Genomic DNA, 25,633 nt, shown 5'->3' on the forward strand with positions numbered 1-25,633 from the left:
GTCCGGAAAGAGCAGGAGCAACCGCGGGTAGCGCGCGAGTGTTGGCTACCCTCCGTCCAGCACGGCGCTGCGGGGCGCCACTGGCCGCGTGCTCATGGCCGGACTCTCCTTTCCGCACGCCGTGCTGTGCCACGGCGCCGAAGGGAGGAGGCGGTCATGACCGCGAACGAGTTGCTGGTGCTGATCGCGCTGGTCCTCGTCGTCGTTGCGGTTGTCGCGGTCGTGGTCGCCGTCGTCCTGGTGCGCCGCATGCAGACGTCGGTCCGGACCACGCCGGCGACCCTGCCGGAGGAGGACCCGGCGGTCGCCGCGGAGCGCAAGCGGCACGAGGCGGCGCTGGCGTCGGTGCGCAAGGCGGCGGACGACGCGGCCGAGGAACTGGAGCGCATCCGGTCACAGACCGTGGCCGTACAGGCGGATGTGGCGGCGGCGCGCGCCGAGGTGACGGCGGCGCGTACGGAGGCGGAGCGGGTGCTCGGCGCGGCGCGCAAGGAGGCCGACGATCTGCTGGACCGGGCCCGACGGCGGTCGGAGCAGGAGGCCGAGCAGACCGTTGCCGCGGCTCGGCGTACCGGGGAGCAGGAGCAGGCGCAGATCCTCGCGTCGGCGAAGGACCGCATCACCGACCTGGAGCGCCGCGAGCAGCGTACGGACGAGCGTGAGCAGCGGCTGTCGGAGGAGGCGGAGCGGCTCGCCGACCGGGACCGCCGGTTGGTGGCCGCCGAGGCTGAACTGGCCGAGCGGGCGTCGGCGGTGGCGGAGGTCGCCGAGGCCCGGCAGCGGGAGCTGGAGCGGGTGGCCGGCCTGACCGCCGAGGCGGCGAAGGCCGAGCTGGTGGAGTCGATCGAGACGCAGGCGAAGCGCGAGGCGGCGATCCTGGTCCGCGACATCGAGTCGGACGCGCGGTCGACCGCGGAGCAGCGGGCCCGGTCCCTGGTGGTGGACGCGATCCAGCGGGTGGCGAGCGAGCAGACCGCGGAGAGCGTGGTCAGCGTGCTGCACCTGCCGTCGGACGAGATGAAGGGCCGCATCATCGGCCGCGAGGGCCGCAACATCCGGGCGTTCGAGTCGGTGACCGGGGTCAACCTCATCATCGACGACACGCCCGAGGCGGTCCTGCTCTCCTGCTTCGATCCGGTACGGCGGGAGATCGGCCGGCTGACGTTGGAGAAGCTGGTCCTGGACGGCCGGATCCACCCGCACCGGATCGAGGAGGTACACGAGTCGGCGCGCCAGGAGGTGCAGCGGCTGTGCATCCGGGCGGCGGAGGACGCGCTGGTCGAGGTCGGCATCACCGAGATCCATCCGGAACTCGTGACGCACCTGGGCCGGCTGCGCTACCGAACCAGCTACGGGCAGAACGTACTGAAGCATCTGGTGGAGACGGCGCACATCGCCGGCATCATGGCGGCCGAGCTGCGGCTCGACCCGGTGCTCATCAAGCGCTGCGCGTTCCTGCACGACGTGGGCAAGGCCCTGACGCACGAGGTGGAGGGCAGCCACGCGCTGATCGGCGCCGACCTGGCCCGGAAGTACGGGGAGGACGAGGGGGTGGTGCACGCGATCGAGGCGCACCACAACGAGGTCGCCCCGCAGACCATCGAGGCGGTGCTGACGCAGGCCGCGGACGCGTGTTCGGGCGGGCGGCCGGGTGCCCGGCGGGAGAGCCTGGAGGCGTACGTCAAGCGGCTGGAGCGGATCGAGGAGATCGCCGGCGGCAAGGCGGGCGTGGACAAGGTGTTCGCCATGCAGGCGGGTAGGGAGATCCGGGTGATGGTGCGCCCGGAGGAGGTGGACGAGATCGGCTCCGCGGTGCTGGCCCGGGACGTGGCCAAGCAGATCGAGGAGGAGCTGACGTACCCGGGGCAGATCCGGGTGACGGTGGTGCGGGAGTCGCGCGCCACCGAGATCGCCCGCTGACGACAGCCGAGGGGTACGAGCGGATCCGTTGTGCCGCAACGGATCCGTTCGTCGTGTCCGGGGCGGGTCGGGCGAGGGGCGACGGTCGTGACCGGCCGTCCGGGTGGACGGTGCACGATCGCGTCGACGACCCGGCCGGCGAGTACGGGGTCGTGACCGGCGGCGCGGCTAGGGGGTAACCCCGAGCCCCGCCCGGGGACCGGTACGGGGGCGAACCGGGGCCGCGTCCCCGATGTGCGGCATCCGCCGGGCCGGCAGGCTCAGCGTTATGCCAGTTGATCACCGAGAGCCACGGAGCGGCCGGCGCCAGGCCCGCGGTGGGGACAGCACCACCTCGGATCCGGGGGCGCACGGCAGTGTGTACGAGCCGTCGCGATGTGACCGTGAAGTGGGCGGCGGGACCGCCCCTGTCGGGACATCGGAGGTCGGCGTGCGGTCGGTCAGGGGAGCGGCGGTGGTGTCGCTGTCGCTGCTGGCCGTCGCGGTGGCCGTCATCGGCTACCTGCATCTGACCACCGGCATCAGCCCGGTCAGCGGCATGATCAGCGACTACGTGTTCACGCACGTCGGCGCGGTCCTGCTGCCGGTCGCGGTACTGGCGCTGGCGGGCGGGCTGATGGTGTTGCGGCGCGGGTTGGCGGCCACGGGCGTGTCGTGCCGCGGTACCGGCTGGTTGCTCCTGACGGCGGCGCTCGGTGCGGCGCTGATCGCGTTCTTCCGGGCGGATCCGGCGGGCGCGGCGCCGACGGCCACCGGGCTGGTGCACAAGGCGGCGGGTGGGCTGCTGTTCGGGTCGATGCCGGTGGCGGGCTGGTTGCTCGCGCGCCGGTTCGCCGACCGGTACGGCTGGCGTCCGCTCGCCACCCGGGTACGCCGGCTGGCGGTGGTCGCGGGTGGTCTGTTCGCGCTGTTCCTGGTGACGTACCTGCCGCTGTTCGGGGTTCCGCTGCCCGGCGGTACGGCGCTGGTGGACGTGCAGGGGCTGGCCGAGCGGCTGGTCCTGCTGCCGGAACTGGCGCTGGTGGTCCTGGTCGCGGTGCGGCTGACGCGCCCGGTTCCGGTCTGGCGCACACCGACACGGGAGGTGGTCTGAGTGACGGCGCTGGCGATCGGCCTGGCGGTACTCGGCGCGGTGGCGTACGCGCTGGCCGCGCAGCTGCAGCACGGCGCGGTACGGACCGCGTTGGACCGCGGGGCGCGGCCGGTGGCCCGGCTGCTCCGGCAGCGGCGCTGGTTGGCGGGACTGGCCCTGATCGGTACGGGCGCGGGGCTGCATGCCGCCGCGCTGGGGCTGGCCCCGCTGACCGTCGTACAGCCGGTCGGGGTGCTGGCGGTGGTGCTGGTGGCGGTGTTGCAGGCCCGGTCGCACCGGTCGGGTCTGGGGCGCCGCACCGTACTGGCGATCGCGGCGACGACGCTGTCGGTCGGCGGGTTCGTGGCGGTGGCGGCGGGCGACGCGCGGTCGACGCTGATCTCGGACGCGGCGCAGGGCCGTACGGCGGTGTTGGCGGCGGCGGCCGTCGCCGTACTCGGGGCCGCGGCGCTGCTGTGGCGTGGCCGGCCGCGGTGCCTGCTGCTGGCCACGGCCGGCGGCGTGGCGTACGGCTTCGTGTCGGTGTCGACGCGGGTCGTGGTGCAGCGGCTGACGACGGGCGGGCTCGGCGCGGTGCCGCTCGCGACCGTACTCGGCATCGGGGTGGCGTTGGCGGTCGGCGGCACCGCCATCCAGCTCGCGTACGCCAGCGGCCCGCCGACGGTGGTGGTCGCCTGCTTGACGATGGCCGATCCGTTCTTCGCGGTCGCGGTGGGCGCGCTGCTGCTGGGCGAGGGCGCGACGACGCCGCTGCCGGTGGCCGCCGGCCAGCTCGGTCTCGCCGGTGTCGCGGCGGCCGGGGTGGCGCTGCTGGCCAGGTTCCATCCGGACGCGACGACCCGGCGGGGTGGGCCGGGCCGCGGTCGGACGCACGACGAGCACGACGTACTGACGCATCCGGCGGCCGCGGGGGTCGCCTCGACGGAGGAGAACACGGTGAAGGTTTCGGACAGGCTCGGCGACGGTCGGCTGCGGATCGTGGTGGGCGCGGACACGTTCCCGCCGGACGTCAACGGCGCGGCACGCTTCTCGTACCGGCTGGCGACGGGGCTGGCGGCCCGGGGCCACGACGTGCACGTGCTCGCCCCGTCCCCGGACGGCGCGCCCGGAGTGTCCATGATGGACGGTGTCACGGTGCACCGGGTACGTGCCCGGCGCACGCCGTTCCACCCGACGTTCCGGTTCTGCACGCCGTGGCAGGCCGCGCGCGCCGCCGACGACCTGCTCACCGAGCTGGCGCCGGACCTGGTGCACATCCAGTCGCACTTCCTCGTCGGCCGGGCGCTGTCCAAGGCGGCCGTCGCGCACGACATCCCGCTGGTGGCCACCAACCACTTCATGCCCGAGAACCTCTTCGGGTACGTCCGGCTCCCCGGGCCGCTGCACCGCGCCGCGCGGGACGCCGCCTGGCGCGACGCGGCCCGCGTGTTCGGCCGGGCGAAGGCGGTCACCGCGCCGACCCAGCGTGCGGTGGATCTGTTGCAGGCCAACGGAATCGAGCACGGTGAGGCGGTGTCGTGCGGGATCGACCTGGAGCGCTTCGGCGCGCGGCGCGCACCGGACGCGCACGTACCGACGGTGCTGTTCGTGGGTCGGCTGGACGCGGAGAAGCGGGTCGACGAACTGATCCGCGCGGCGTCGATGCTGCCGCCGTCGCTGCCGTTCCGGATCGAACTGATCGGCACCGGCTCCCGACGCGCCGAGTGGGAGCGGCTGGCCGCGTCCGTCGGGGTCACCGAGCGGATCACGTTCCGCGGCTTCGTACCGGACGAGGACCTGCCCGCCGCGTACGAGGGGTGCGACGTGTTCTGCATCCCCGGCGTCGCCGAACTCCAGAGCCTGGTGACGATGGAGGCGATGGCCGCCGGCCGCCCCGTCGTCGCCGCCGACGCGATGGCGCTGCCGCACCTGGTCCACCACGGCGAGAACGGCTGGCTGTACACCCCGGGCGACGTGCCCGGCCTCGCCGACCGCCTCGCCGCCCTGCTCACCGACCCCGACCTGCGCGTACGCATGGGCGAGGCGGGTCGGCGGCGGATCGCCGAGCACGGCGTCACGACCACGCTCCGCCGGTACGAGGAGATCTACGGCGAGGTACTGGGTGTGCCGGTGGCGGGCGCCGAGCCGGTCCTGGCCGCGGCGGCCTGAGAACCCCGTGAACGACGAACGGCCCGACGGAGCGCACTCCGTCGGGCCGTCGTGGTGGCGGGTCTCGTCAGTTCGGCGGCTCGACACCGGCCGGCACGGCATCGGCCGCGGCGACCTCGTCCCCGGTCTGCGCCGCGGTCAGCGGCTTGCCGGCGAGCTTGGTGGACCGGGACATCCGCCGCTCCAACCAGCCGGCGAACCAGGACAGCACCAGGTTGATGGCGATGTAGATCGCGCCGATGACGACCAGGGTGGTGACCACCGGCGGCTGGGACAGCTGCCAGATCTCGGCGGCACCCTGGTAGATGCGCTTGCCGAAGCTCAACAGCTCCTGGTACCCGACGATGAAGCCGAGCGCCGAGTCCTTCAGCGCGACCACGCACTGCGCGACGATCGCCGGCAGCATCATCCGGATCGCCTGCGGCGCAAGGATCATCCGCATCACCGCGGTCTTGCGCATGCCCAGCGCGTACGCCGCCTCGGACTGGCCGCGCGGCACCGCGTTGATGCCGGCACGGAACACCTCGGCGAGCACCGACCCGTTGTACAGGGTCAGGCCGACGACCAGCGCGGCGAACGCGTCGGGCGGGCTCGCGCCGATCGCCTCGCCGATGAACGCCAGCGGCTGGCCCCAGGTGAACAGGCCGAACAGGATCAGCAGCAGCAGCGGTACGGCCCGGAAGAACTCGATGACCACGAACGCCGGCCAGCGCAGCCAACCGCGGTTGGACAGCCGCCCCGCGGCGAGCACCGCACCGAGCACCAGCGCGAGCACGATCGACAGCAGCGCCGCCTTGATCGTCGAGAACAGCGCGCTGAACAGCTGGTTCCACAGGCCGGAGTCCGCGAACGGGGTCCACATGTCGGCGGAGATCTGACCCTTGCGGGCCACCTGCCAGATCGCGAACCCGACGATCGCGGCGAGGGCGACGACGCTGACCGCGGTCCAGAAGCGGATCCGCCGGCGCGTCTTCGGCCCCGGGTTGTCGTACAGCACGCTCGTCATCGGGTCACCGCCAGTTTCCGCTCGGCCAGGTTGAACGCCGCGGACACCAGCAGCGTCAGCACGATGTACCCGAGCGCCACCGCGATGAACTCGGCGTACAGGTGCTCGGGGTGGTCGCGGACCGAGTCGTCGAAGAACTTGGTCAGCTCACCCACGTTGAAGAACTCCGCGATCGCCGAGTTCTTGATCATCGCGATGTACATGCTGGCCAGCGGCGGCAGCACGGTACGCAGCGCCTGCGGCAGTACGACGAGCCGCAGGGTCTGGCCGAACGTCATGCCGACCGCCCGCGCCGCCTCCGCCTGCCCCACCGGTACGGAGTTGAAGCCGGACCGGATCGCGTCGGCGACGAAGCACGACGTGTACGTCGACAGCGCGATGACCGCGAAGATGAAGAACGTGTCGAGCCCGATCGCGTCGGCCCAGGCGAACCGGATGCCGACGATCGGCAGGACCACGGAGGTACCGAGAAAGACCAGGGTGAGCGGGGTGTTGCGGAAGAACCCCGACCAGGCTGTGCCGGCGATCCGCAGCGCGGGGATCGGGGACACCCGCATCGCGGCCACGATCAGCCCGAGAATGGTCGACAGGATGCCCGCGATCAGCGACAGCTTGACGGTACCGAGCAGGCCGTCGAGGAACGCGTTGTGTTCCTGCCACAGGTACTGCACGCCGCCAACCGCGAGGTTGCCGGATTCGGCGAGAGCCACGTCTCCTCCACATGACGCCGGACCGCGGATCGGTGCTGCGTTCCGCGCCGGCCGGGGACCCGGATGGGGACAGCGGCGGCACACGCCGCCGGATGGGACGCGGGTGCCGGCCCGACGGGGTCAGGCCGGCACCCGGCCGGTTCTTAGTAGCGGTCCAGGGTGGGCGGGTTCGGCGCGTCCGACCCGGACTTGCCGAGGGTCAGGTCGTACGCCTTCTTCCAGTGCCCGTCCTTGAACGCGGCGTCCAGCTTGTCGTTGACGAAGCCGCGCAGGTCGTTGCGGTCCTTGGCCATGCCGATGCCGTACTTCTCGGTGGAGAACGGCTTGCCGACCACCATCAGGTGCTCCGGGTCGGAGGCGGCGTAGCCCAGCAGGATCGCGCCGTCGGTGGTGAGCACGTCGACCGTGGAGTTCTGCAGCTGGGTCACGCAGTCGGAGTACTGCGCGAGCGCGACCGGCTTGGCCTTCGGGTAGTTCTTCTCGATGTTGGCCAGCGGGGTCGAGCCGGTGACCGAACAGACCTTCTTGCCGGCCAGGTCCTGCGGGCTCTTGATCTTGTCCTTGTCCGCCTTGCGGATCAGCAGGTCCTGACCGGTCTCGTAGTACGGCCCGGCGAAGCCGACGAGCTGCTTGCGCTCCGGCGTGATCGAGTACGACGCGATGACCAGGTCGACGGTGCCGTTCTCCAGGAACGTCTCCCGGTTCTTCGACACGGTCTCGACGAACTCGACCTGCTTCTGGTTGTTGTAGTCGAGCCCGAGCTGACCGGCCACGTACTTGCCGACCTCGACGTCGAAGCCCTCGATCTTGCCGCTGGTCGGGTTCTTGTACCCGATGCCCGGCTGGTCGAACTTGACGCCGATCTTGATGTGCTTGGCCTTGTACAGCTTCTCCATCGTCGAGCCCGCGGCGAACTTCGGGTTCTTGACGATGGTGTACGCGCCGGCGTTCTTCGCGTCGTCCTTGGCCTTCTCGTCCAGCTTGCTCTTGCCGCAGGCGGCGGACCCGCCCAGGGCGAGCGCGCCGATGGCGGCGACCGCGAGGAGTCGCTTGAGCTTCATCAGTGCCTCTTTCGTGATGACGTGCCGCCCCGGGCCGACAGCTCGGGGCGCGCGGATGTACGACGGCACGGTCGGGCCGGTGCCGGGGGGTCGGATCAGTGCGTGAGGATCTTGGAGAGGAAGTCCTGCGCCCGCTCGGACTGCGGGTTGGTGAAGAACTCCTCGGGCGTGTTCTGCTCGACGATCTGGCCGTCGGCCATGAACACCACCCGGTTGGCGGCACGGCGGGCGAAGCCCATCTCGTGCGTCACCACGATCATCGTCATGCCGTCGCCGGCCAGCGAGGTCATGACGTCCAGTACCTCGTTGATCATCTCCGGGTCGAGCGCGCTGGTCGGCTCGTCGAAGAGCATCACCTTCGGCTGCATCGCGAGCGCCCGGGCGATCGCGACACGTTGCTGCTGCCCACCGGACAGCTGCGCCGGGTACTTGTCGGCCTGGTTGGCGACGCCGACCCGGGTCAGCAGGGCCATCGCCCGTTCCCGGACCACGGCCGACTTCTCCTTGCGGACCTTGATCGGCCCGAGCATGACGTTTTCCAGGATCGTCTTGTGCGCGAACAGGTTGAACGACTGGAAGACCATGCCGACCTCGCTGCGCAGCCGGGCCAGCCCCTTGCCCTCCTCGGGCAGCACCTCGCCGGACACGGTGATGGTGCCCGAGTCGATCGGCTCCAGCCGGTTGATGGTGCGGCAGAGGGTGGACTTGCCCGAGCCGGACGGGCCGATCACCACGACGACCTCGCCGGTCCGGACGGAGAGGTTGATGTCCTGGAGCACGTGCAGCGGGCCGAAGTGCTTGTTGACGTTCTCCAACACGACCAGGGGGTCGCCCGTCGCCGCGGCCGGGTTCGTCGGCTCCGACGCCATGGGCTCGGTCTCGGTTGCCACTGCTTCGTCCTCGCTCCTGCTGGAAGCCTGGGGGATCGGCGACGCCCGTTGCGCACCGTGGCGGCCACTGTAACGGTAGCTGTCATGATCGCGGGCGGTGACCGCAGTCACGGGGCGGTAACGGCCTCGGAACGTGTCGCGGCCAATCGTGCAAAAGCCACCAGGCGCCCGGACTTCCGGTACGTCCGCGGTACGCGGGTGACGTTCCGGCGGGGGACGATGGGGGAGCGGGTCGCCCGGCGGGCGGTGCGGAGCGTACGCACCGTGGCGGCTACCCTGGTGAGTTGACATGAGCGCACCCGTGAGTACCCCAGCCTCCGCTGGCCGCACGTACCAGGTCCGGACGTACGGCTGCCAGATGAACGTGCACGACTCCGAGCGGATCGCCGGGCTGCTCGAATCGGCCGGTTACGTCCGGGCCGACGACGAGCAGTCGCCCGACCTGGTCGTGTTCAACACCTGCGCGGTCCGGGAGAACGCCGACAACCGGCTGTACGGCAACCTCGGCCACCTGCGCCCCACCAAGGACGCGCACCCGGGCATGCAGATCGCCGTCGGCGGCTGCCTGGCGCAGAAGGACCGCGGCGAGATCGTCAAGCGGGCCCCCTGGGTCGACGTCGTCTTCGGCACGCACAACGTCGGGTCGCTGCCGACGCTGCTGGAGCGGGCCCGGCACAACCAGCAGGCCGAGGTGGAGATCCTGGAGTCGTTGGAGGTCTTCCCCTCCACGCTGCCGGCCAAGCGCGAGTCGGCGTACGCGGGATGGGTGTCGATCTCGGTCGGCTGCAACAACACCTGCACCTTCTGCATCGTGCCGTCGCTGCGCGGCAAGGAGACCGACCGCCGGCCCGGCGACATCCTCGCCGAGGTCCGCGCGCTGGTCGCGGAGGGCGTGCTGGAGGTGACGCTGCTCGGGCAGAACGTCAACTCGTACGGGGTGGAGTTCGGTGACCGGCAGGCGTTCGGGAAGCTGCTGCGGGCGTGCGGCGAGATCGACGGGCTGGAGCGGGTGCGCTTCACCAGCCCGCACCCGCGCGACTTCACCGACGACGTGATCGCCGCGATGGCCGAGACACCCAATGTCTGCCATCAGTTGCACATGCCGCTGCAGTCCGGGTCGGACGCGGTGCTCAAGGCGATGCGCCGCTCGTACCGGTCGGGGCGCTACCTGGACATCCTGCGCCGGGTGCGCGAGTCGATGCCGGACGCGGCGATCACCACCGACATCATCGTCGGCTTCCCCGGCGAGACCGAGGACGACTTCGCCGCCACCCTCGACGTCGTCCGCGAGGCGCGCTTCGCCTCCGCCTTCACCTTCCAGTACTCGATCCGGCCCGGCACTCCCGCCGCGACGATGGACGGCCAGGTGCCGAAGGCGGTCGTGCAGGAGCGGTACGAGCGGCTGGTCGCGTTGCAGGACGAGATCTCCTGGCAGGAGAACCGCGCGATCGAGGGCCGCGAGGTCGAGGTGCTGGTCGCGCTCGGTGAGGGCCGCAAGGACGACGCCACCGGCCGGCTGTCCGGCCGCGCCCGGGACGGCCGGCTGGTGCACTTCACCGGCGCCGACGGCATCCGGCCCGGCGACATCGTCACCACCGAGGTGACGTACGGGGCGCCGCACCACCTCGTCGCCGACGGCCCGGTCCGCGCGCACCGGCGTACCGCGGCGGGTGACGCCTGGGCGGCCGGGCGTACCCCGACCACCCCGGGCGTCCTGCTGGGCATGCCGGGCGTCGGCGCGCCGGCCGCCCGCTGAGCCGACCGGCGGTCACACCCCCGTGACGCCCACGTGCGTGCGGTGGTGCGCCGGCGTCTCCACCTCGTCCAGTACGGCGACCGCGAAGTCGGCGTACGAGATGCGCGCGGTGGCGTCGCCCGGCGCCACCCGGTAGCGGCCGATGCGTACTCCGTCGTGGTCGAAGTCGCCGGACGGGCTGAGCACCACCCAGTCCAGCGCCGGCCCGGCGGCGTGCAGCGCGTCGGTCCCGGCCGCGTGCCCCAGGAAGAACTCCCGGTACTCCCGCGGGTAGCCGGCCGTGTCCATCAGCGGCACGCCGGCCGGATCCGGCAGTACGGCGGCGAGTCCGACCCCGACGAGCCTCGGTACGCCCGCCGCCGTCAGGCCCTCGACCAGCGCGTGGGCCGCCGCGGCGAAGAACGTCGACTGGTCGGCGCCGCCGTCGTACACGGCGCTGACGGCCGCGGCGTGTCCGGCCGCCGTCGTGGCGACCGCGTCCGCGTCGCCGACGTCCCCGGCGACCAGCCGTACGCCCGCGGCGGCCAGGTCGGCGTGCCGGTCCGGCACCCGTACCACCGCGGTGACGGGCCGCCCGCGCCGCCGCGCCTCCGCCACCACCGCGCGCCCGGCGCGGCCGCCCGCTCCGTACACGACGATCCCGTCCTGCCCGATCCCGTTCATCGCTCCCCTTCCGCGGCCGGTGCCGGTCACCGTGCGTCGCGGCGGAACCGTAGCCGGGCAGGTGGTTTCCGGTCGGATACCGGCCAGGGCGTGTCTGCACAGGTTGCTGGCCGGCTGCGCCGGGCCCCTTCGCCGCCTCGCCGCGTTGTCGGCACGAGCGCATACGACACCGGTATGCACTCGCACCTCCGCCTTGCGAGACAACGAACGGACTCCGGCTCGCTCGACCGAACCTGTACAGACACGCCCTAGACTCGACCGGGTGCGTACTCCGCTTCCGGTCGACATGTTCGACGAGGTGTGCCCGTCCGACCTGACCCCGATCCGGTTCGGTGACAAGTGGGCCGGCATGGTCGTCCGCTGCCTGGAGGGCGGCCCGCGCCGGTTCTCCGAGCTGCGCGTACCGCTGCGCGGCGTGACCGCGAAAGTCCTGACCGCTTCGCTGCGTGGACTGGAACGCGACGGGTTCGTCCGGCGCACCGCGCACCCGGACCGGACCGTCGAGTACGAGCTGACGCCGTTGGGGCGGAGCCTGCTGGGGCCGCTGGACGCCGCGTGCGCGTGGGCGGCCGAGCACTGGGAGGAGCTGCTCGACGCCCGCGAGGCCGGCGTGTCCGGTCGACGGAGCCCGGCAGCTGCCTCGCCCGGCCCCGGCCGCGGGCCGGCCTGACGACGCCCGCGGTCGTCAGAAGGCGCGGTTCGTGGCGGCGGCGGCGAGCCGGGTCAGGACCTCGGCCGCCGCCGGTTCGATCGCGGCGCCGGTCAGCGCGTCCAACGCGGCGGCCGTCAGCGTGGCGATCCGCGACTCGGTGTCCGACAGCGCGCCGGTGTCGATGATCAGCGACCGCAGTTCGGCCACGCCCGCGGCGGTCAGCGCCCGGTCGCCGAGCCGCGCGTCGAGCAACGCGCGCCCGGTCGGCGTCGCCGTCTCGTACGCCGCGGCCACCAGGTAGGTCCGCTTGCCCTCGCGCAGGTCGTCGCCGGCCGGCTTGCCCGTCGACGACGGGTCGCCGAACACCCCGAGCACGTCGTCGCGCAGCTGGAACGCCTCGCCCAGCGGCAGCCCGTACGCCGAGTAGGCGGCGAGAACGTCCGGCGTCGCCCCGGCCAGCCGGCCGCCCAGCAGCAACGGCCGCTCCACCGTGTACTTCGCGCTCTTGTACCGGGCGACCTTGCCGGCGCGTTCCCGGGACGAGTGCCGCACGTCGGCCTGCGCCAGCAGATCCAGGTACTGCCCGGCCATCACCTCGGTCCGCATCAGGTCGTACTCGCGGCGCGCGGCGGCGAGCACCGCGGGCGGCAGCCCGGACGCGTCGTACATCTCGGCGGACCAGCCGAGGCACAGGTCGCCGAGCAGGATCGCCGCCCCGGTACCGAAGGCGTCCGGGTCGCCGGTCCAGTCGCGGGCCGCGTGCAGCCCGGCGAACCGGCGGTGCACGGCCGGCTCGCCGCGGCGGGTGTCGGACGCGTCCATCACGTCGTCGTGGATCAGCGCGCACGCCTGCAGCAGCTCCAGCGACGCGACCGCGCCGACGAGCTGGTCCGAGTGCGCGCCGCCGGCACCCCGGTGCCCCCAGTACGCGAAGGCGGGGCGCAGCCGCTTCCCACCGTTCAGGACGAAGTCGCGCAGGGCCGCGGCGACGGGCGCCAGGTCGGCGTCGATGTCGGCCAGCCGGTCCCGCTGCCGGGCGAGGAACCGGTCGAGGGCTGCCTCCACCACCGTCCGCAACGCGGCCTGGTCGGTGGGTACGGTGGCGGGCACGGTCGGCACCTGCGCTGGTCTCCCTGGTCGATTCGGCCACCTCCGGCGGGGGCCGTCCTGCCTTCGAAAGTAGTCGCCCCACCGGCTGTCGCGGCGTCCCGCCCGGCGTCCGTTGTCGCCGGTATCACCGTCGCGCCGGGGTACCGACCGCGCGAAAGCCGCCGAAACGTCCTGCCGCCGCCGTACCCGACATCCCGGGCGTGCCAACACGAGCGAACCTGAAGGTGTGGCCGGTACAGTGTCCGGGTGGCTCTCGGTACCCCTTCGGTGATGCCCGGTGGCGACCCGTCCATCGGGCAGTTGGTGCGCGACTCGGCGCCGACGTTCTCGTTCGAGTTCTTCCCGCCCAAGACCGAGCAGGGTGACCGCCTGCTGTGGCAGGCGATCCGGGAGTTGGAGGTCTTACACCCGTCGTTCGTCTCCGTGACGTACGGGGCGGGTGGCGGCACCCGCGACCGGACCGTCGACGTGGTGGAGCGGATCGCGACGGAGACGACGCTGACCGCGATGGCGCACCTGACCGCCGTCAACCACTCGAACGCGGAGCTGCGCAACCTGGTCGGCCGGATGGCCGCGGCGGGCATCCGTAACCTGCTCGCGGTGCGCGGCGACCCGCCCGGCAACCCGATGGGTGAGTGGGTCAAGCACCCCGAGGGCGTGTCGTACGCGGCGGACCTGGTGCGGCTGATCCGCGAGTCCGGCGACTTCTCCGTCGGTGTGGCCGCCTTCCCGTACAAGCATCCGCGGTCGTCCGATGTGGACAGCGACACCCGCCACTTCGTGCGCAAGTGCCGGGCCGGTGCCGACTTCGCGATCACGCAGATGTTCTTCGACGCCGACGACTACTTCCGGCTCCGCGACCGGGTGGCCGCGCTCGGCTGCGACGTACCGATCGTCGCGGGCATCATGCCGGTCACCAAGATGAGCACGCTGGAGCGGTCGGAGCAGCTGTCCGGGGCGCCGTTCCCGCCGGCGCTGGCCGCCCAGTTCGAGCGGGTGGCCGACGACCCGGAGGCGGTGCGGCGGCTCGGCATCGAGCAGGCCAGCGAGCTGTGCCAGACGCTGCTCGACGGCGGGGTGCCCGGCATCCACTTCATCACGTTCAACCGCTCCACCGCGACGCGGGAGGTCTGGCGCAACCTCACCCTGCCCACGCCGGTCGGCGGGTAGTCACCGCCATGGCCGGGGGGTAGTCACCGCCATGGTGGCGAGCGGGGGGATCCAGAGCGACTGGGGTGCGTACGCGACCCGGTGGAAGGCACTGCACGGCGGCTTCGACCCGGACACGGCGGCGGTGCCGGTCCGGGTCTGGCTGAAACTCGTCTACCAGCTGGCCCGCGGGTTGACCCGGGTGCACGTCTCGCCCGGCACGGTCACCGCGATCGGCCTGGTGACCTGCCTGTTCGTACCGGCGGTGGCGGCGCAGGGCGGACTGTGGCCGGTGACCGCCGGCGTCCTGGTGGTGCTCGCCGGCCTGTTCGACAGCCTCGACGGCGCGGTCGCCGTCGTCTCCCGCCGCGTCACCCGCTTCGGCTACGTGTACGACGCGGTCGTCGACCGGCTCGGTGAAGCCGCGTGGCTGGTGGCGTTCTGGCTGGTGGGCGTGCCGGGCTGGCTGGTCGCGCTGACCGCCTGCCTGGCGTACCTGCACGAGTACCTGCGGGCGCGGGCAGTCGCGGCGGGGCTGTCCGGGCTGGCCGTGGTGAGCGTGGCCGAGCGTCCCGTCCGGGTGCTGATCTGTGCGTTCGGCCTGGCCCTGGCCGGGGTGTGCGGGCTGCTGTCGCCGACGTTCGCGGCCGGCGCCGGCACCCTCGCCGTGTCGATCTGGCTGCTGCTCGGGCTGACCGGCTTCGTCCAGCTGTTCGCCGCGATCCACCGCGACCTGCGGTAGCCGCGCCGGTCAGGCCGGGTCGGGCGCGCCGAACCAGTACGTGAGGGCGTCGGTGGGGTCGTCGTCCGCCGCGGTCCAGCAGACGTGCCCGTCCGGGCGGATCAGCAGCGCGTCGGCGTCGGGCTCGGCGACCTGGGCCGCGACGTACCGGATGCGGGTGGACCAGGGGCGCGCGGTCGCGGCCAGCCGACCGGTGTGGTCGAGCAGGATGCCGCGGCCGTCGTGCTGGAGCGTGCTGAGGCGTACCGGGCCGGTGGTGGTGTCGAGGTCGAGGTCGGGCATCCGGGCGCCGAGCAGCGGGTGCGGTTTTCCGGCCAGCGCGTACCGGACGTCGAGGCCGCTGATCATCCCGGTGACCGCGTGGTTCGCGGCGGGCAGTCGCAGCAGGTCGGTGAGCAGGTCGCGCAGCGCGCCGACGTCCGGGTCGCCCGGTCCCATCAGTACGCCCTGGGCGCGGGTGTTGGCGAGGACGCGGGCGGCGACCGGGTGCCGCTCGTCGTGGTACGTGTCGAGCAGGTCGGTGTGGCCGTGCACCCGGGCGGCGAGCTTCCAGCCGAGGTTCGCCGCGTCCTGTACGCCGAGGTTGATGCCCTGACCGCCGGCGGGCAGGTGGATGTGCGCGGCGTCGCCGGCCAGCAGCACCCGACCCGTCCGGTACGCGGCGGCCTGCCGGGTGGCGTCGGAGAAGCGCGACGCGTACCGGACGGTGTCGAGGCGGACGTCGGTGCCGCACGCGGCGGTCAGCGCGCGGGAGATCTCGTCGGCGGTGACCGGCGCGTCCCGCGGTACGCCGAGCTGGTCGCGACCGCCGAACATGAACCGGTACACCCCGTCGCCGAGCGGGGACAGCAGCGCCTGTTGCTCCGCGTCACCGCGTACGGCCTGGCTGAAGTGGCGCAGCGTGGCGGGCAGTTCGGCGGCGCCGGGGCCGGTCAGGGTGATGTCGCTGGCGACCATCCCGTACCGGCCGGAGCGGCCGGGGAAGTCCACCCCGGTGAGCCGCCGTACGGTGCTGTGCCCGCCGTCGCAGCCGACGAGCCACCGGCCGCGGACCGTACCGCCGTCGGCGAGTGTCGCGGTGACGCCGTCGTCGTCGGACTCCAGCGCGATCACCGCGCATCCGGTGCGTACGGCGACGGTGCGGAAGCGTGCCAGGTGCCCCGCGAGGAACGTCTCCAGCTCGTACTGGGGGATCGAGACGGGGTGGGGGAAGCGGGTGCGCCAGCCGTCCGCGGTGAGCGGGACGGGCAGGCCGGCGAAGTGCCCGCCGACGGTGCCGCGGGGCGGTCGACCGGCCAGCATCGGCGCGAGGAGGCCGCGCGAGGCGAACACCTCGGCGGTGCGCGGCTGGATGCTGCCGGCGCGGGACTGGCGGCTGCGTTCGGTGGCGGCGTCGAGCAGCAGGGTGCGGACCCCGGCGAGGCCCAGTTCGGCGGCGAGGGTGAGGCCGGTCGGCCCGGCTCCCACGATGATCACGTCGGCGTCCATCGGACGTACTCCTTCGGTCGGTGTCGGGGACACCGTGCCAGCTAAGAGTTAACCGAGTCAAGTTTTTGTTCTGGACAAGATACTTTCCCGGTCAAGGATGAGTTAGGCTGGCGGCATGACGGACGAGGGACTGCGGGAACGGAAGAAGCGGCGCACCCGGCAGGCCATCTCCGACGCGGCGATGGACCTGTTCCTGGCGCGCGGCTTCCGGCAGGTCTCGGTGGCCGACATCGCCGCCGCGGCCGAGGTGTCCAAGCCGACCCTCTTCAAGTACTTCGCGACCAAGGAGGACCTGCTCCTCGACCGCATCGCCGACCACCGCGAGGAGACCGCCCGGGTGGTGCGCGACCGGCCCGCCGGCGTCGACCCGCTCGACGCGCTGCACCGGCACTTCCGGGACCGGCTCGCCGACCGCGACCCGGTCACCGGGCTCAACGACGCGCCCGAGACCATCGCCCTGCGCGACATCCTGTACGGCACGCCCAGCCTCGCCGCCCACCTCATGCGGTACGCGGGGGCCAGCGAGGCGGCGCTCGCCGAGGCGCTCGCCGAGACCGGGGCAGACCCGCTCACCTGCCGGCTCGCCGCCGCCCAGATCACCGTCGTACTGCTGGCGCTGGCGGAGGACAACTGGCGGCGGGTCGCCGGCGGCGGCCGGGCCGACGACCTGCACGCGGAGGCCGCCGCCGCGGCCGACCACGCGTTCGCGCTGCTGGCCGGCGGCCTGTCCGTCCACTTCGGACAGCCGGCGGCGTCGGCCCGCTAGCCGGCCGCCGCGGGCCGACCACGCGGGCGTCCACTGTGGACGGTCAGTAGATGATCTCGGTCTCGATCACGTACGTGGAGCCCGACTTGCTCAGGTGGAACGACACCGAGTGCGGCTCGAACCTGCCCGCCGCGACGAACTGCGGCGGCGTCCGACCGTAGTAGTTCTTCTCCAGGTCCTCGGTGCTCGGCGCGTTGTCCATGACGCCGGTCAGCCAGTCGTGCGTCTTCGCCGCCGCATCCGACGAGGAACTGGTCGCCTTCGCGGTCAGCCAGGTGTTGCTCTTCATCGTCGGGTCGCCCTGCTCGCTGAACCCGGCCGGCAGCCCGACCTTGTGGTACAGGGCGAGGGTGTCGTTGCGCTTGCCGTTCTGGTTCAGCAGGATCACGCCGACCGTGCCGACGACGATGAGCAGCGCCGCGGCCACCCCCGCGATGAGGAACTTGCGGATCTGCGGGGTCATCCGCCGCTTCGGCCCCGGCGGCGCGTACGGCGCGGTCACCGGCGCCGTCCTCGGGCCGGGAGCCGTAGGCGGGCCGGGGACCGCCGAGTACGGCGCGACCGCGGCGGGATGCGCGGACACCGGCGCCCCGGACATCGGTACCCCCGACATCGGTGCCCCGGACATGGGTGGGCCGGTCGGCGGGGAGGTCGGGCGCTGCGCGGGGGCGGCCGGGGCGGTGGCGTGCAGGCCGCCCTCGGCGACGACGATCTCCGGCTGCTCCAGTACGGCCGGGGCGCGGCCGGTCGCCTGGTGCAGCATCGTCGCGACCATCGGTACCCGGGTGGAGCCGCCGACCAGGAAGATCCCGGCGACGTCGGCGGGCTGGACCCGGGCGGCGCGGATCGTGTCCATCGTGGTCTCGACCGTACGGGCCAGCATCGGCCGGGCGGCCCGCTCGAACTCCTCCCGGGCCACGTGCACGTCCCGCTCGACCAGCGGTACGAACAGGGTCACGGACGGCTGGCGGGACAGCCCCTCCTTGGCGGTGCGCGCGTCGTCCCACAGCGTGCGGAACGCGCGCCGGTCGGTCTGGTCGGCCGGCTGGCTCAGCCGCCGCCACGCGTCCGGCGCCGCCGCCGACACCGACCGGCCCACCTGGTCGAGGACCAGCCCGTCGAGGTCGACCCCGCCCACGTCGTCCAGCCCCAGGTACGCCAGCGGCTCGAAGCCGGTCGCCGTACGCCGCACCACGCAGGCGTCGAACGTGCCGCCACCCAGGTCGTACACGACGACGGAGCGGCCGGGCGGGACCTGGTGGCCGAGCGCGGACACGAAGTACGTGGCGGCGGCGACCGGCTCCGGTACCAGCGTCGGCGCGGGCAGGCCGGCGCGGGCCGCGGCGTCGGACAGCATCGCGCGCCGGGTGGGCCCCCACGCCACCGGGCAGGTCATCACCAGCGAGGCGACCGGGCCGCCGGCGACGCGCCGGGCCTCGGCAGCGACCCGCCGCAGCGTCGCCGCCGCCAGCTCCGCCACCGGTACGGCACGGTCGGCGAGCAGTACCTCGCCGTCGTCGATGCGGCGCTTGGGATGCGGCTCGTACCGGCCCGGGTCGAGCCGGGCGCTGCGTGCCGCGTCCCGTCCGGTGCCGAGTTGCCCGTCGGTACCGAGGTAGACCGCGGACGGCAGCAGGGGAGCCCCGTCGAACACGAGCGGGGTGGCGCGACCGTCCGGGCCGCGCAGCACCGCGACCGTGTTGGAGGTGCCGTAGTCGATCGACAGGCGGAAACCGTTCACGGCCGCAGAGCGTACAAAGTCCCGGCCAGTGAGGGGGAAGCCACGCCCGGTACGTCCGTCACCGTACGGTCTGTGCCGCCGACGGCCAGCCGTGCGTCAGCCGCAGCAGCCCCGCCAGGACGACCAGCCCGGCCGCCCCGATCGCCACGCCGGCCACGTCCCCGACCGTACTCACCGGCGACAGCGCGAAGAACGTCCGCCCGGCCGGTACGGCGAGGGTCAGCACGAACAGCCCGCCCATGGTGGCGACCAGCGCGAGCCGCCAGCCCCGCAACGGCCGTGCCACGAACGCCAGCGCCCCCAACGTCACCACGAACAGCGCCAGCGCCGCGGACGTACGGTCGGCGGTCAGGTCGGTGCCGTCGTCCGTCCGGGCCAGCGCGTACGCGGCGAACGAGCAGCCGGCCGCGACCACCCCGGCCGGGACCGCGAAGCGCAGCACCCGCGGTACGAAGCCGGGCCGGGCCCGCCGCGTGTTCGGCGCCAGCGCCAGCAGGAACGACGGGATGCCGATGGTCAGCGCGCCGATCAGCGTCAGGTGCCGCGGCAGGAACGGGAACGGCAGGCCGGCGATGCCGACGAGTACGGCCAGCAGCATCGCGTAGCAGGTCTTGGTGAGGAACAGGCTGGCGACGCGTTCGATGTTGGCGAGTACCCGGCGGCCCTCGGCGACCACGTGCGGCAGCGTCGCGAACGAGTCGTCCAGCAGGACGACCTGCGCGACCGACTTCGCCGCCTCCGATCCGGACCCCATCGCCACGCCGATGTCCGCGTCGGACAGCGCCAGCACGTCGTTGACGCCGTCGCCGGTCATCGCCACCACGTGCCGCCGGGCGTGCAGCGCCCCGACGAAGTCCCGCTTCTGGTGCGGCGTCGTACGGCCGAAACAGGTGCGGGCGGACAGCGTGTCGGCGAGCACTGCCGGATCGGCGGGCAGCGTCCGCGCGTCGACCGGCTCGTCCGCCCCGGGTACGCCGAGGCGTCCGGCGATCGCGCCGACCGTCGCCGGGTTGTCGCCGGAGATCACCCGGATCCCGACACCCTGCGCCGCGAAGTACGCGAGGGTGGCGCGGGCCTCCGGCCGGATCGCCTGCGCCAGCACGACGAGCGCGACGGCCCGGTGCCCGTCGTCCGGCGCGGCGAGCCCGGCGACCGCAGGGACGACCGCGAGTACCCGGGAACCGGCGCCGGCCAGCCCGTCCGCGTCGACCCGCGCCGGGTCGTCCGCCGCGAGCAGGATCTCCGGCGCGCCCAGCAGGAACCGCCCGGCCGTACCGAAGTCGGCGCCGGAGTACTTGCGGGCCGAGGAGAACGGCACCGTGTCGGTGGCGCGCCAGCCCGGGTCGCCGGTGCCCGCCGCGATCGCCCGGGTACTCGGGTTCGGCCGCGGCTCCGCCCGGGACAGCGCGCCGAGTACCTCGGCGGCCCGCTCGGGCGCCAGCCCGTACGGCCGGATCTCGCCGAGGCGCATCGCCGGGTCGGTGAGCGTGCCGGTCTTGTCCAGGCACACCACGTCCACCCGGGCCAGGCCCTCGATCGCGGCCAGCTCCTGCACCAGGCAGCGGCGGCGGCCGAGCCGGATGACGCCGACCGCGAACGCCACGCTGGTCAGCAGTACCAGACCCTCGGGGACCATGGTGACCACGCCGGCGACCGAACCGGACACCGCGCCGCGGAACCCGGTGTGCGCGAGGAGCTGGCTGACCACCAGCAGCAGCCCGATCGGTACGAGCAGCCAGACGATGATGCGCAGCAGCCGGTTGATGCCCAGCCGCAGTTCCGAGTCGGTGAGCCGGAACCGGCCGGCCTCCGCCGCCAGCCGCGCCGCGTACGCGTCCGCGCCGACCTTCGTCGCCAGGTACGCCCCGGAGCCGGCCACCGCGAACGACCCGGACAGCACCTCGGCGTCCGGCTGCTTCGCCACCGGGTCGGTCTCGCCGGTCAGCAGCGACTCGTCGATCTCCAGCCCGTCCGCCGACAGGACCGTGCCGTCCACCGGTACGGTGTCGCCCGTCGCCAGCAGCACCACGTCGCCGCGCACCAGCTCGTCCGCCGGCACGGCCCGCTCCGCGCCGCCCCGGCGTACCCGGATGTCGTTGCGCGCCAACAGACTCAGCCGCGCCAGCGTACGCCGGGCGCGCAGTTCCTGGACGATCCCGATGCCGGTGTTGGCGACCACGGTCAGCCCGAACAGCGCGTCCTGCCACGGCCCCACCACCAGCATCAGTACGGCCAGCGAACCGAGCAGCACGTTGAACAGGGTGACCACGTTGGCCCGGACGATCTGCGCGACGGTCCGCCCCGTCGGATCCGGCCGTACGTTGCCCTCGCCGGCGGCCCGCCGCCGTGCCACCTCGGCGTCGCTCAGCCCCACCGCCAGGTCAGTCGTCACCCGGGCCCTCCCGTTCCGCCGGGGGCGCCGGGTCGCGGTCCGGCCGCCCCGCGACGAACTCCTGCAACGCGATCTTGCCGCGGATCAGCGGCCGGCGGATGCGCTCCTCCCGGCGGCGGGCGCGCGCCAGCTTCTTCGGCCGGTTCCGGTACCGCCAGCGGGCCCACGGCGCCTCCGGCCGGCTCAGCCGGATCGCTCCGATCATCGTCAGCACCGGTACGAAGATGCCGACCAGCCCGGTCCAGATCTTGCCCTTGAGCAGCGTGACCACCACCAGCCCCAGGTTCAGCACCGTGTACCCCGCGCCGACCACCCACCCCGCCACCCCCGGGTACTGGCTCCGCGCGTCGGCGACGTCCGACACCCCGATCGGCGTGATCCGCAGCAGGATCAGCCCGGTCAGCGCGATCGCCGCGAACACCGCGTCGATCGAGGTGCGCCCCGCCTCCTTCCAGTACACGTCGTCCAGGTGCAGGATCAGCGCGAACTCGTCGAGTACCAGGGCGGCGCCGACACCGAACAGCGCGGCGAACCCGGACGACCACCCCACCAGATCGTCCGGTACGGCCAGCCCGAGTACGCCGCCGACGAGCATGAACACCACCCCGAACACGACATGGTGGATGTGCGTACCGCCGGACGACACGTTGCCCGGCCACCACCTCACCTGCGCCCGGATCATCCGCACGCTGAACCGGATGAACACGAACGCGACGACGAAACCGCAGAAGAAGCAGAACAGCGGCAGTCGGCCGGTCGCGATGACCGTGTCGTGGAACCAGCGCCCCATGCCCCGTCACCCGGGACGACGGAGCCCGCGGTACGACATGGCGCTCCCTCCGGCGGCGGCCTGACAGGTGTTTCATACCGCCACCGGGCCGGCCGGCCGGGCGAATCGCGAGAATCAGTCCAGCGGCAGGGCCCGGCCGAGCACCGCGAACGGCCGGTCGTCGCCGGGGAAGTGGAAGTGCCGCAGCACGTCGGTGAACCCGGTACGCCGGTAGAGCCGCCAGGCCCGCGAGTCCTCCTGCGGCGCCTCCGGGGTGGACAGCAGCACCGTCGCCTCCGTCGCCCCCTCCAACAGCGCGCCGAGCTGCGTGTACCCCAGGCCGTGGCCCTGCGCGTCCGGCCGGACGTGCAGCTCGACCAGCTCGAAGCAGTCGGACAGCCAGCGCCGCGCGTCGCCGCGGGACAGCCCGGACCGCACCTGCTCGTGCCACCACTGGCCGGGTGACGACAGGTAGCCGTAGCTGAAGCCGAGCAGCCGGTCGTCGTTGTCCAGCGTCGCCACCGCCCGGAAACCCTGGTAGTGCGTGTGCGCGGCGACGAACCCGCGACGCGCGGCGACCAGATCCGCCGGGTACTCCATGGCCTCGGCGTACACGGTCAGCACGTCGTCGAGTCGGGCGAGCAGGTCCTCCGGGGCCCAGTGCACGAGCGTCATTGCGACAGGGGGTTTCCTTCCGGTCGGGGCCGGCGCCGGGCACCGACCCCTCGGCTGGCTGCCCGCCGAGAACTCGGACCCGACCGTCGGCCCGCAGGTCGATCAGCGCGTCGCAACCCTCGCGGGCGCGACCGGTCTTGCCAGGACGGTACGCGAAGCGATCAACGACCGGGCCGGTTCACGCCACGTACGGTCGGCGCGTCGCCCGTCACGCCACGTCCGCGGGCTCGCCGCCGGTGATCCGTACCAGCTCCGCGAACGTCGTCGGGAACACCGCACGCGGCACCCCGCCCGCCGCCCACACCACGTCGTAGGTGGCGAGCGCCGAGTCGACCAGGGTGCGGACCGGCGCCGGGTGACCGACCGGCGCCACCCCGCCGATCGGCTGCCCGGTGTGCGTCCGCACGAACTCCGGCGTGGCGCGACGCAGCGCCGTCGCACCGAGCCGCTCGCGTACCCGGTCGGTGTCGACGCGGTGCGCGCCGGACGTGAGGACCAGCAGCGGCTCCGGGCCGTCGGCCAGCTCGGCGGCGAAGATCAGCGAGTTCGCGATCTGGCCGACCTGGACGTCCAGCGCCGCGGCCGCCGCGGCGGCGGTGTGTACGGCGTCGGGCAGGATCACGACGTCACCGGTCGCGCCCGCATCGCGCAACGCGGCACGGACGGCGAGGACGTTGGGGTGTTCGGCGCTCACGCGTTCCATCTTCGACGCGCCCCGCGGCGCACCCGACGCCGGGGTACCCGCGGTGGTCAGGTGCGGTCGGCGGCGGTGACCTCGATCAGGCCGAGCGCCGCCCGCACGTACCGCAGGGAGACGTCGGGGGACAGGCCCAACCGGCGGGTCTGCTCGGCGTAGTGGTCGGCCAGCTCGCGGGCCCGCTGCGCGGTCAGGTCCGCACCGGCCGCCACGTACGTCCCGCCCCGGCCGCGCGTCTCCACCAGCCCCGACGACTCCAGCTCCCGGTACGCCCGGGCCACGGTGTTCACCGCCAGCCCCAGCTCCGCCGCCAGCTGCCGTACGGTCGGCAGCCGGGTGCCCGCGGGCAGCTCACCGCTGCCGGCGAGCTGCGCGAGCTGCCGCCGCAACTGTTCGTAGGGCGGTACCGACGAGGACGATTCCACCCGCAGCCGCATCGTTGCACTCCCGTCGCTGAGGCAGGCCGTGCCGCCAATTCTGGCAGTACCACAGGGTTTCGGCGATCCGTCCGGGCCCGCGTGACCGTCCCGTCATCTGGCCCGGCAGCCCCGGCCGCGACCGCCAACGGACCGTGCCGGACGGGAGCGCCCCGCACCGGCGCACGGGAACGCCCCTCGCCCGCGGACCGGGAGCGCGTCCCGCCAGCTCCGACCGGAGTCGCGTCCCGGCACAGTGGCTCACCAGCGGACGGGGAGCGCGTCGACGCCGCTGACCAGTACGCGGCGCCAGCGCAGGTCGTCGGCCGGCACCGCCAACCGCAGCCCCGGGTACCGGGAGGTCAGTGCGGTCAGCGCCTCCTGCAGCTCGACCCGGGCCAGGTGCGCGCCGAGGCAGAAGTGCGGCCCCACCCCGAACGCCAGGTGCCGCCCCGGTTCCCGGTCCAGCACGATCTCGTCCGGCCGGTCGAACGCGCGGGGATCCCGGTTGGCGGCGGCGATCGCGGCCATCACGCCGTCACCGGCGCGGACCGTACCGCCGGCGAGGGGGACGTCCTTGACGGCCACCCGCAGCTGGCCCGTCTCGCTGAGCCGGGTGTGCCGCAGCAGCTCCTCGACGGCGGTACCGACGAGCGCGGGTTCGGCGACGAGGCGGTCCCACAGCGCCGGGTCGCGCAGCAGCGCGGCGACGAATCCGGTGATCTGGTTCGCGGACGTCTCGTGCCCGGCGACCAGCAGGTTCAGCCCGAACGCGGTCAGTTCGCCGGGGCTCAGTCCGGCCGGGTCGGCGGCCAGCTCGGACAGGATGTCGTCGCCCGGGTCGGCCCGCTTCGCCGCCACCAGCCCGGCCAGGTAGTCGGTCAGCGCGGCCATCGCGGCGTGCACCCGGTCCGCCTCCGCCGGCACCATGCTGTACGCCAGCTCCGTCCACTCCCGGAACCTGTCCCGGTCCTCGTACGGGACGCCGAGCAGCCGGCAGATCACCCGGATCGGCAGCGGCAACGCCAGCGCGGCCCGCAGGTCCGCCGGCGACCCGTCCGCGGCGAGCCCGTCGGCCAGCTGCCCGGCCAGCTCCCGGATCCACGGCCGGTAGGTCTCCACCCGCCGGTACGCGAAGGCGGCCGACACCAGTCGCCGTAGCCGGGTGTGCTCCGGCGGGTCGGTGGTCGGCAGGGTGCCCGGCAGCGGGCTCGACACCGCCACCCGGGGCGCGCCGGGCGCGACCGTACCGGCGCGGGAGAAGCGCGGGTCGGTCAGGACCGTGCGCACGTCGTCGTACCGGGTGACCAGCCAGACCACGTCACCGGCGGGCGTCCGTACCCGGGTGAGGGGTGCCTCGTCGCGCAGGTGCGCCCAGCGCGGCCCGGGGTCGAACCGGAAGGCGTCCGGGAACGGGATGTCGGGCACGTCGTCGGCCCCGTGTTCGTACGGACAGCTCATGTGGCCACTCCCGGTTTCGGCTCGGTCGACCGGTTTCCGAGCCTAGGGCGTGTCTGCACAGGTTCGGTCGAGCGAGCCGGAGTCCGTTCGTTGTCTCGCAAGGCGGAGGTACCGGTGTGGTCTGCGCTCGCGCCGACAACGCGGCGAAGGGGCCCGGCGCAGCCGGCCGGCAACCTGTACAGACACGCCCTGGCGGCCACGGTGCGCGGCCGGACCGTTCCGAACGGTCGGGGTGTGTCGCCGGGCGGTGGTCGCGGTGGGCCGGGGTGGTGCTCCGGGACACGGCGCGGGGCCGGTTGTTGCGCTCGGCCGGGAAACGCGCTTTACT

22 protein-coding genes are annotated in these 25,633 nt (G+C 73.3%); 8 read left to right on the forward strand and 14 right to left on the reverse strand.

The genetic code is table 11. The features are described from left to right. Positions 1-156 precede the first annotated feature (156 nt). The 3 genes from rny (at position 157) to Aru02nite_RS00640 (ending at position 5,161) form a co-directional block, all read left to right on the forward strand. Entirely contained in the window at positions 157-1,920 is a 1,764-nt protein-coding gene (gene rny, locus Aru02nite_RS00630) for a ribonuclease Y (protein ID WP_203654012.1), read from the forward strand. Between the two features lie 430 nt (positions 1,921-2,350). Next, positions 2,351-3,013 carry a DUF998 domain-containing protein gene (locus tag Aru02nite_RS00635; protein ID WP_203654013.1) on the forward strand — a complete coding sequence of 221 codons (663 nt, stop codon included), beginning with the start codon at positions 2,351-2,353 and terminating at the stop codon, positions 3,011-3,013. Then, the gene (locus tag Aru02nite_RS00640) at positions 3,014-5,161 is read left to right on the forward strand and encodes a glycosyltransferase (protein ID WP_203654014.1); all 2,148 of its coding nucleotides are present in this window, start codon (positions 3,014-3,016) and stop codon (positions 5,159-5,161) included. It abuts the gene before it with no gap. Positions 5,162-5,228: 67 nt separating this feature from the next. Here the strand turns inward: Aru02nite_RS00640 and Aru02nite_RS00645 are convergent, their stop codons facing one another. From Aru02nite_RS00645 to Aru02nite_RS00660, 4 genes are all read right to left on the reverse strand, one after another. Beyond that, a complete protein-coding gene (locus Aru02nite_RS00645; protein WP_203654015.1) occupies positions 5,229-6,167 on the reverse strand; it encodes an amino acid ABC transporter permease in 939 nt (312 codons plus the stop codon). Continuing rightward, positions 6,164-6,877: an amino acid ABC transporter permease gene (locus Aru02nite_RS00650; protein ID WP_203654016.1), complete on the reverse strand. Its 714-nt coding sequence runs from the start codon at positions 6,875-6,877 to the stop codon at positions 6,164-6,166. Before Aru02nite_RS00650 ends, Aru02nite_RS00645 begins: the two co-directional genes overlap by 4 nt. 143 nt (positions 6,878-7,020) lie before the next feature. Then, entirely contained in the window at positions 7,021-7,938 is a 918-nt protein-coding gene (locus Aru02nite_RS00655) for a glutamate ABC transporter substrate-binding protein (protein WP_203654017.1), read from the reverse strand. 95 nt (positions 7,939-8,033) lie between these two features. Next, a complete protein-coding gene (locus Aru02nite_RS00660) occupies positions 8,034-8,807 on the reverse strand; it encodes an amino acid ABC transporter ATP-binding protein (protein WP_373324833.1) in 774 nt (257 codons plus the stop codon). A gap of 379 nt (positions 8,808-9,186) precedes the next feature. Between Aru02nite_RS00660 and miaB the strand changes: the two genes are divergently transcribed. After that, positions 9,187-10,584: a tRNA (N6-isopentenyl adenosine(37)-C2)-methylthiotransferase MiaB gene (gene miaB, locus Aru02nite_RS00665; protein WP_239076330.1), complete on the forward strand. Its 1,398-nt coding sequence runs from the start codon at positions 9,187-9,189 to the stop codon at positions 10,582-10,584. Between the two features lie 12 nt (positions 10,585-10,596). Here miaB and Aru02nite_RS00670 read toward each other — a convergent pair whose 3' ends face one another. Continuing rightward, on the reverse strand, positions 10,597-11,247 hold the full coding sequence (locus Aru02nite_RS00670) for an NAD(P)-dependent oxidoreductase (protein ID WP_203654019.1): 651 nt from the start codon (positions 11,245-11,247) through the stop codon (positions 10,597-10,599). A 262-nt stretch (positions 11,248-11,509) separates the two neighbouring features. Here Aru02nite_RS00670 and Aru02nite_RS00675 point away from each other — a divergent pair, with 262 nt between their 5' ends. After that, a complete protein-coding gene (locus tag Aru02nite_RS00675) occupies positions 11,510-11,917 on the forward strand; it encodes a winged helix-turn-helix transcriptional regulator (protein WP_239076249.1) in 408 nt (135 codons plus the stop codon). A 15-nt stretch (positions 11,918-11,932) separates the two neighbouring features. On the opposite strand, the gene Aru02nite_RS00680 is transcribed toward Aru02nite_RS00675, so the two are convergent. Next, a complete protein-coding gene (locus Aru02nite_RS00680; protein ID WP_239076251.1) occupies positions 11,933-13,009 on the reverse strand; it encodes a polyprenyl synthetase family protein in 1,077 nt (358 codons plus the stop codon). A 246-nt stretch (positions 13,010-13,255) separates the two neighbouring features. Here Aru02nite_RS00680 and metF point away from each other — a divergent pair, with 246 nt between their 5' ends. Both metF and Aru02nite_RS00690 read left to right on the forward strand, forming a co-directional pair. After that, entirely contained in the window at positions 13,256-14,179 is a 924-nt protein-coding gene (gene metF / locus Aru02nite_RS00685; RefSeq protein ID WP_203654020.1) for a methylenetetrahydrofolate reductase [NAD(P)H], read from the forward strand. A gap of 31 nt (positions 14,180-14,210) precedes the next feature. After that, positions 14,211-14,900 (forward strand): CDP-alcohol phosphatidyltransferase family protein, encoded by a 690-nt coding sequence (locus Aru02nite_RS00690; protein WP_203654021.1) that lies wholly within the window; start codon positions 14,211-14,213, stop codon positions 14,898-14,900. Between the two features lie 9 nt (positions 14,901-14,909). On the opposite strand, the gene Aru02nite_RS00695 is transcribed toward Aru02nite_RS00690, so the two are convergent. Further along, entirely contained in the window at positions 14,910-16,388 is a 1,479-nt protein-coding gene (locus tag Aru02nite_RS00695) for an FAD-dependent monooxygenase (protein ID WP_203654022.1), read from the reverse strand. 115 nt (positions 16,389-16,503) lie between these two features. Between Aru02nite_RS00695 and Aru02nite_RS00700 the strand changes: the two genes are divergently transcribed. After that, a complete protein-coding gene (locus tag Aru02nite_RS00700; protein WP_203654023.1) occupies positions 16,504-17,154 on the forward strand; it encodes a TetR/AcrR family transcriptional regulator in 651 nt (216 codons plus the stop codon). A 43-nt stretch (positions 17,155-17,197) separates the two neighbouring features. On the opposite strand, the gene Aru02nite_RS00705 is transcribed toward Aru02nite_RS00700, so the two are convergent. The 7 genes from Aru02nite_RS00705 to Aru02nite_RS00735 all read right to left on the reverse strand — a co-directional run bounded on the left by Aru02nite_RS00705 (position 17,198) and on the right by Aru02nite_RS00735 (position 25,305). Next, a complete protein-coding gene (locus tag Aru02nite_RS00705) occupies positions 17,198-18,895 on the reverse strand; it encodes an Hsp70 family protein (protein WP_203654024.1) in 1,698 nt (565 codons plus the stop codon). 58 nt (positions 18,896-18,953) lie between these two features. Beyond that, positions 18,954-21,287, reverse strand: a complete 2,334-nt coding sequence (locus Aru02nite_RS00710) for an HAD-IC family P-type ATPase (RefSeq protein WP_203654025.1) — start codon at positions 21,285-21,287, stop codon at positions 18,954-18,956. After that, positions 21,277-22,077 carry a hypothetical protein gene (locus tag Aru02nite_RS00715; protein WP_203654026.1) on the reverse strand — a complete coding sequence of 267 codons (801 nt, stop codon included), beginning with the start codon at positions 22,075-22,077 and terminating at the stop codon, positions 21,277-21,279. Before Aru02nite_RS00715 ends, Aru02nite_RS00710 begins: the two co-directional genes overlap by 11 nt. A gap of 114 nt (positions 22,078-22,191) precedes the next feature. Beyond that, positions 22,192-22,731 (reverse strand): GNAT family N-acetyltransferase, encoded by a 540-nt coding sequence (locus Aru02nite_RS00720; RefSeq protein WP_203654027.1) that lies wholly within the window; start codon positions 22,729-22,731, stop codon positions 22,192-22,194. 208 nt (positions 22,732-22,939) lie between these two features. Continuing rightward, positions 22,940-23,425, reverse strand: coding sequence for a YbaK/EbsC family protein (locus tag Aru02nite_RS00725; RefSeq protein WP_239076252.1), 486 nt, complete (start codon positions 23,423-23,425; stop codon positions 22,940-22,942). A 56-nt stretch (positions 23,426-23,481) separates the two neighbouring features. After that, complete coding sequence (locus Aru02nite_RS00730) at positions 23,482-23,865, reverse strand: GntR family transcriptional regulator (protein WP_203654029.1); 384 nt, start codon at positions 23,863-23,865, stop codon at positions 23,482-23,484. A 240-nt stretch (positions 23,866-24,105) separates the two neighbouring features. Continuing rightward, positions 24,106-25,305, reverse strand: coding sequence for a cytochrome P450 (locus Aru02nite_RS00735; protein WP_203654030.1), 1,200 nt, complete (start codon positions 25,303-25,305; stop codon positions 24,106-24,108). Positions 25,306-25,633: the final 328 nt, after the last annotated feature.

The organism is Actinocatenispora rupis, assembly GCF_016861975.1.
GTDB lineage: Bacteria > Actinomycetota > Actinomycetes > Mycobacteriales > Micromonosporaceae > Actinocatenispora > Actinocatenispora rupis.

What these genes read in the sequence shown, in the direction of transcription:
- Aru02nite_RS00655 (WP_203654017.1), bottom strand. Translation starts at nt 7,938, where the DNA reads ATGAAGCTCAAGCGACTCCTCGCGGTCGCCGCCATCGGCGCGCTCGCC.
- Aru02nite_RS00690 (WP_203654021.1), top strand. Translation starts at nt 14,211, where the DNA reads ATGGTGGCGAGCGGGGGGATCCAGAGCGACTGGGGTGCGTACGCGACC.
- Aru02nite_RS00670 (WP_203654019.1), bottom strand. Translation starts at nt 11,247, where the DNA reads ATGAACGGGATCGGGCAGGACGGGATCGTCGTGTACGGAGCGGGCGGC.
- Aru02nite_RS00660 (WP_373324833.1), bottom strand. Translation starts at nt 8,807, where the DNA reads ATGGCGTCGGAGCCGACGAACCCGGCCGCGGCGACGGGCGACCCCCTG.
- Aru02nite_RS00645 (WP_203654015.1), bottom strand. Translation starts at nt 6,167, where the DNA reads ATGACGAGCGTGCTGTACGACAACCCGGGGCCGAAGACGCGCCGGCGG.
- Aru02nite_RS00720 (WP_203654027.1), bottom strand. Translation starts at nt 22,731, where the DNA reads ATGACGCTCGTGCACTGGGCCCCGGAGGACCTGCTCGCCCGACTCGAC.
- Aru02nite_RS00735 (WP_203654030.1), bottom strand. Translation starts at nt 25,305, where the DNA reads ATGAGCTGTCCGTACGAACACGGGGCCGACGACGTGCCCGACATCCCG.
- rny (WP_203654012.1), top strand. Translation starts at nt 157, where the DNA reads ATGACCGCGAACGAGTTGCTGGTGCTGATCGCGCTGGTCCTCGTCGTC.
- Aru02nite_RS00695 (WP_203654022.1), bottom strand. Translation starts at nt 16,388, where the DNA reads ATGGACGCCGACGTGATCATCGTGGGAGCCGGGCCGACCGGCCTCACC.
- Aru02nite_RS00715 (WP_203654026.1), bottom strand. Translation starts at nt 22,077, where the DNA reads ATGGGGCGCTGGTTCCACGACACGGTCATCGCGACCGGCCGACTGCCG.
- miaB (WP_239076330.1), top strand. Translation starts at nt 9,187, where the DNA reads ATGAACGTGCACGACTCCGAGCGGATCGCCGGGCTGCTCGAATCGGCC.
- Aru02nite_RS00700 (WP_203654023.1), top strand. Translation starts at nt 16,504, where the DNA reads ATGACGGACGAGGGACTGCGGGAACGGAAGAAGCGGCGCACCCGGCAG.
- Aru02nite_RS00730 (WP_203654029.1), bottom strand. Translation starts at nt 23,865, where the DNA reads ATGCGGCTGCGGGTGGAATCGTCCTCGTCGGTACCGCCCTACGAACAG.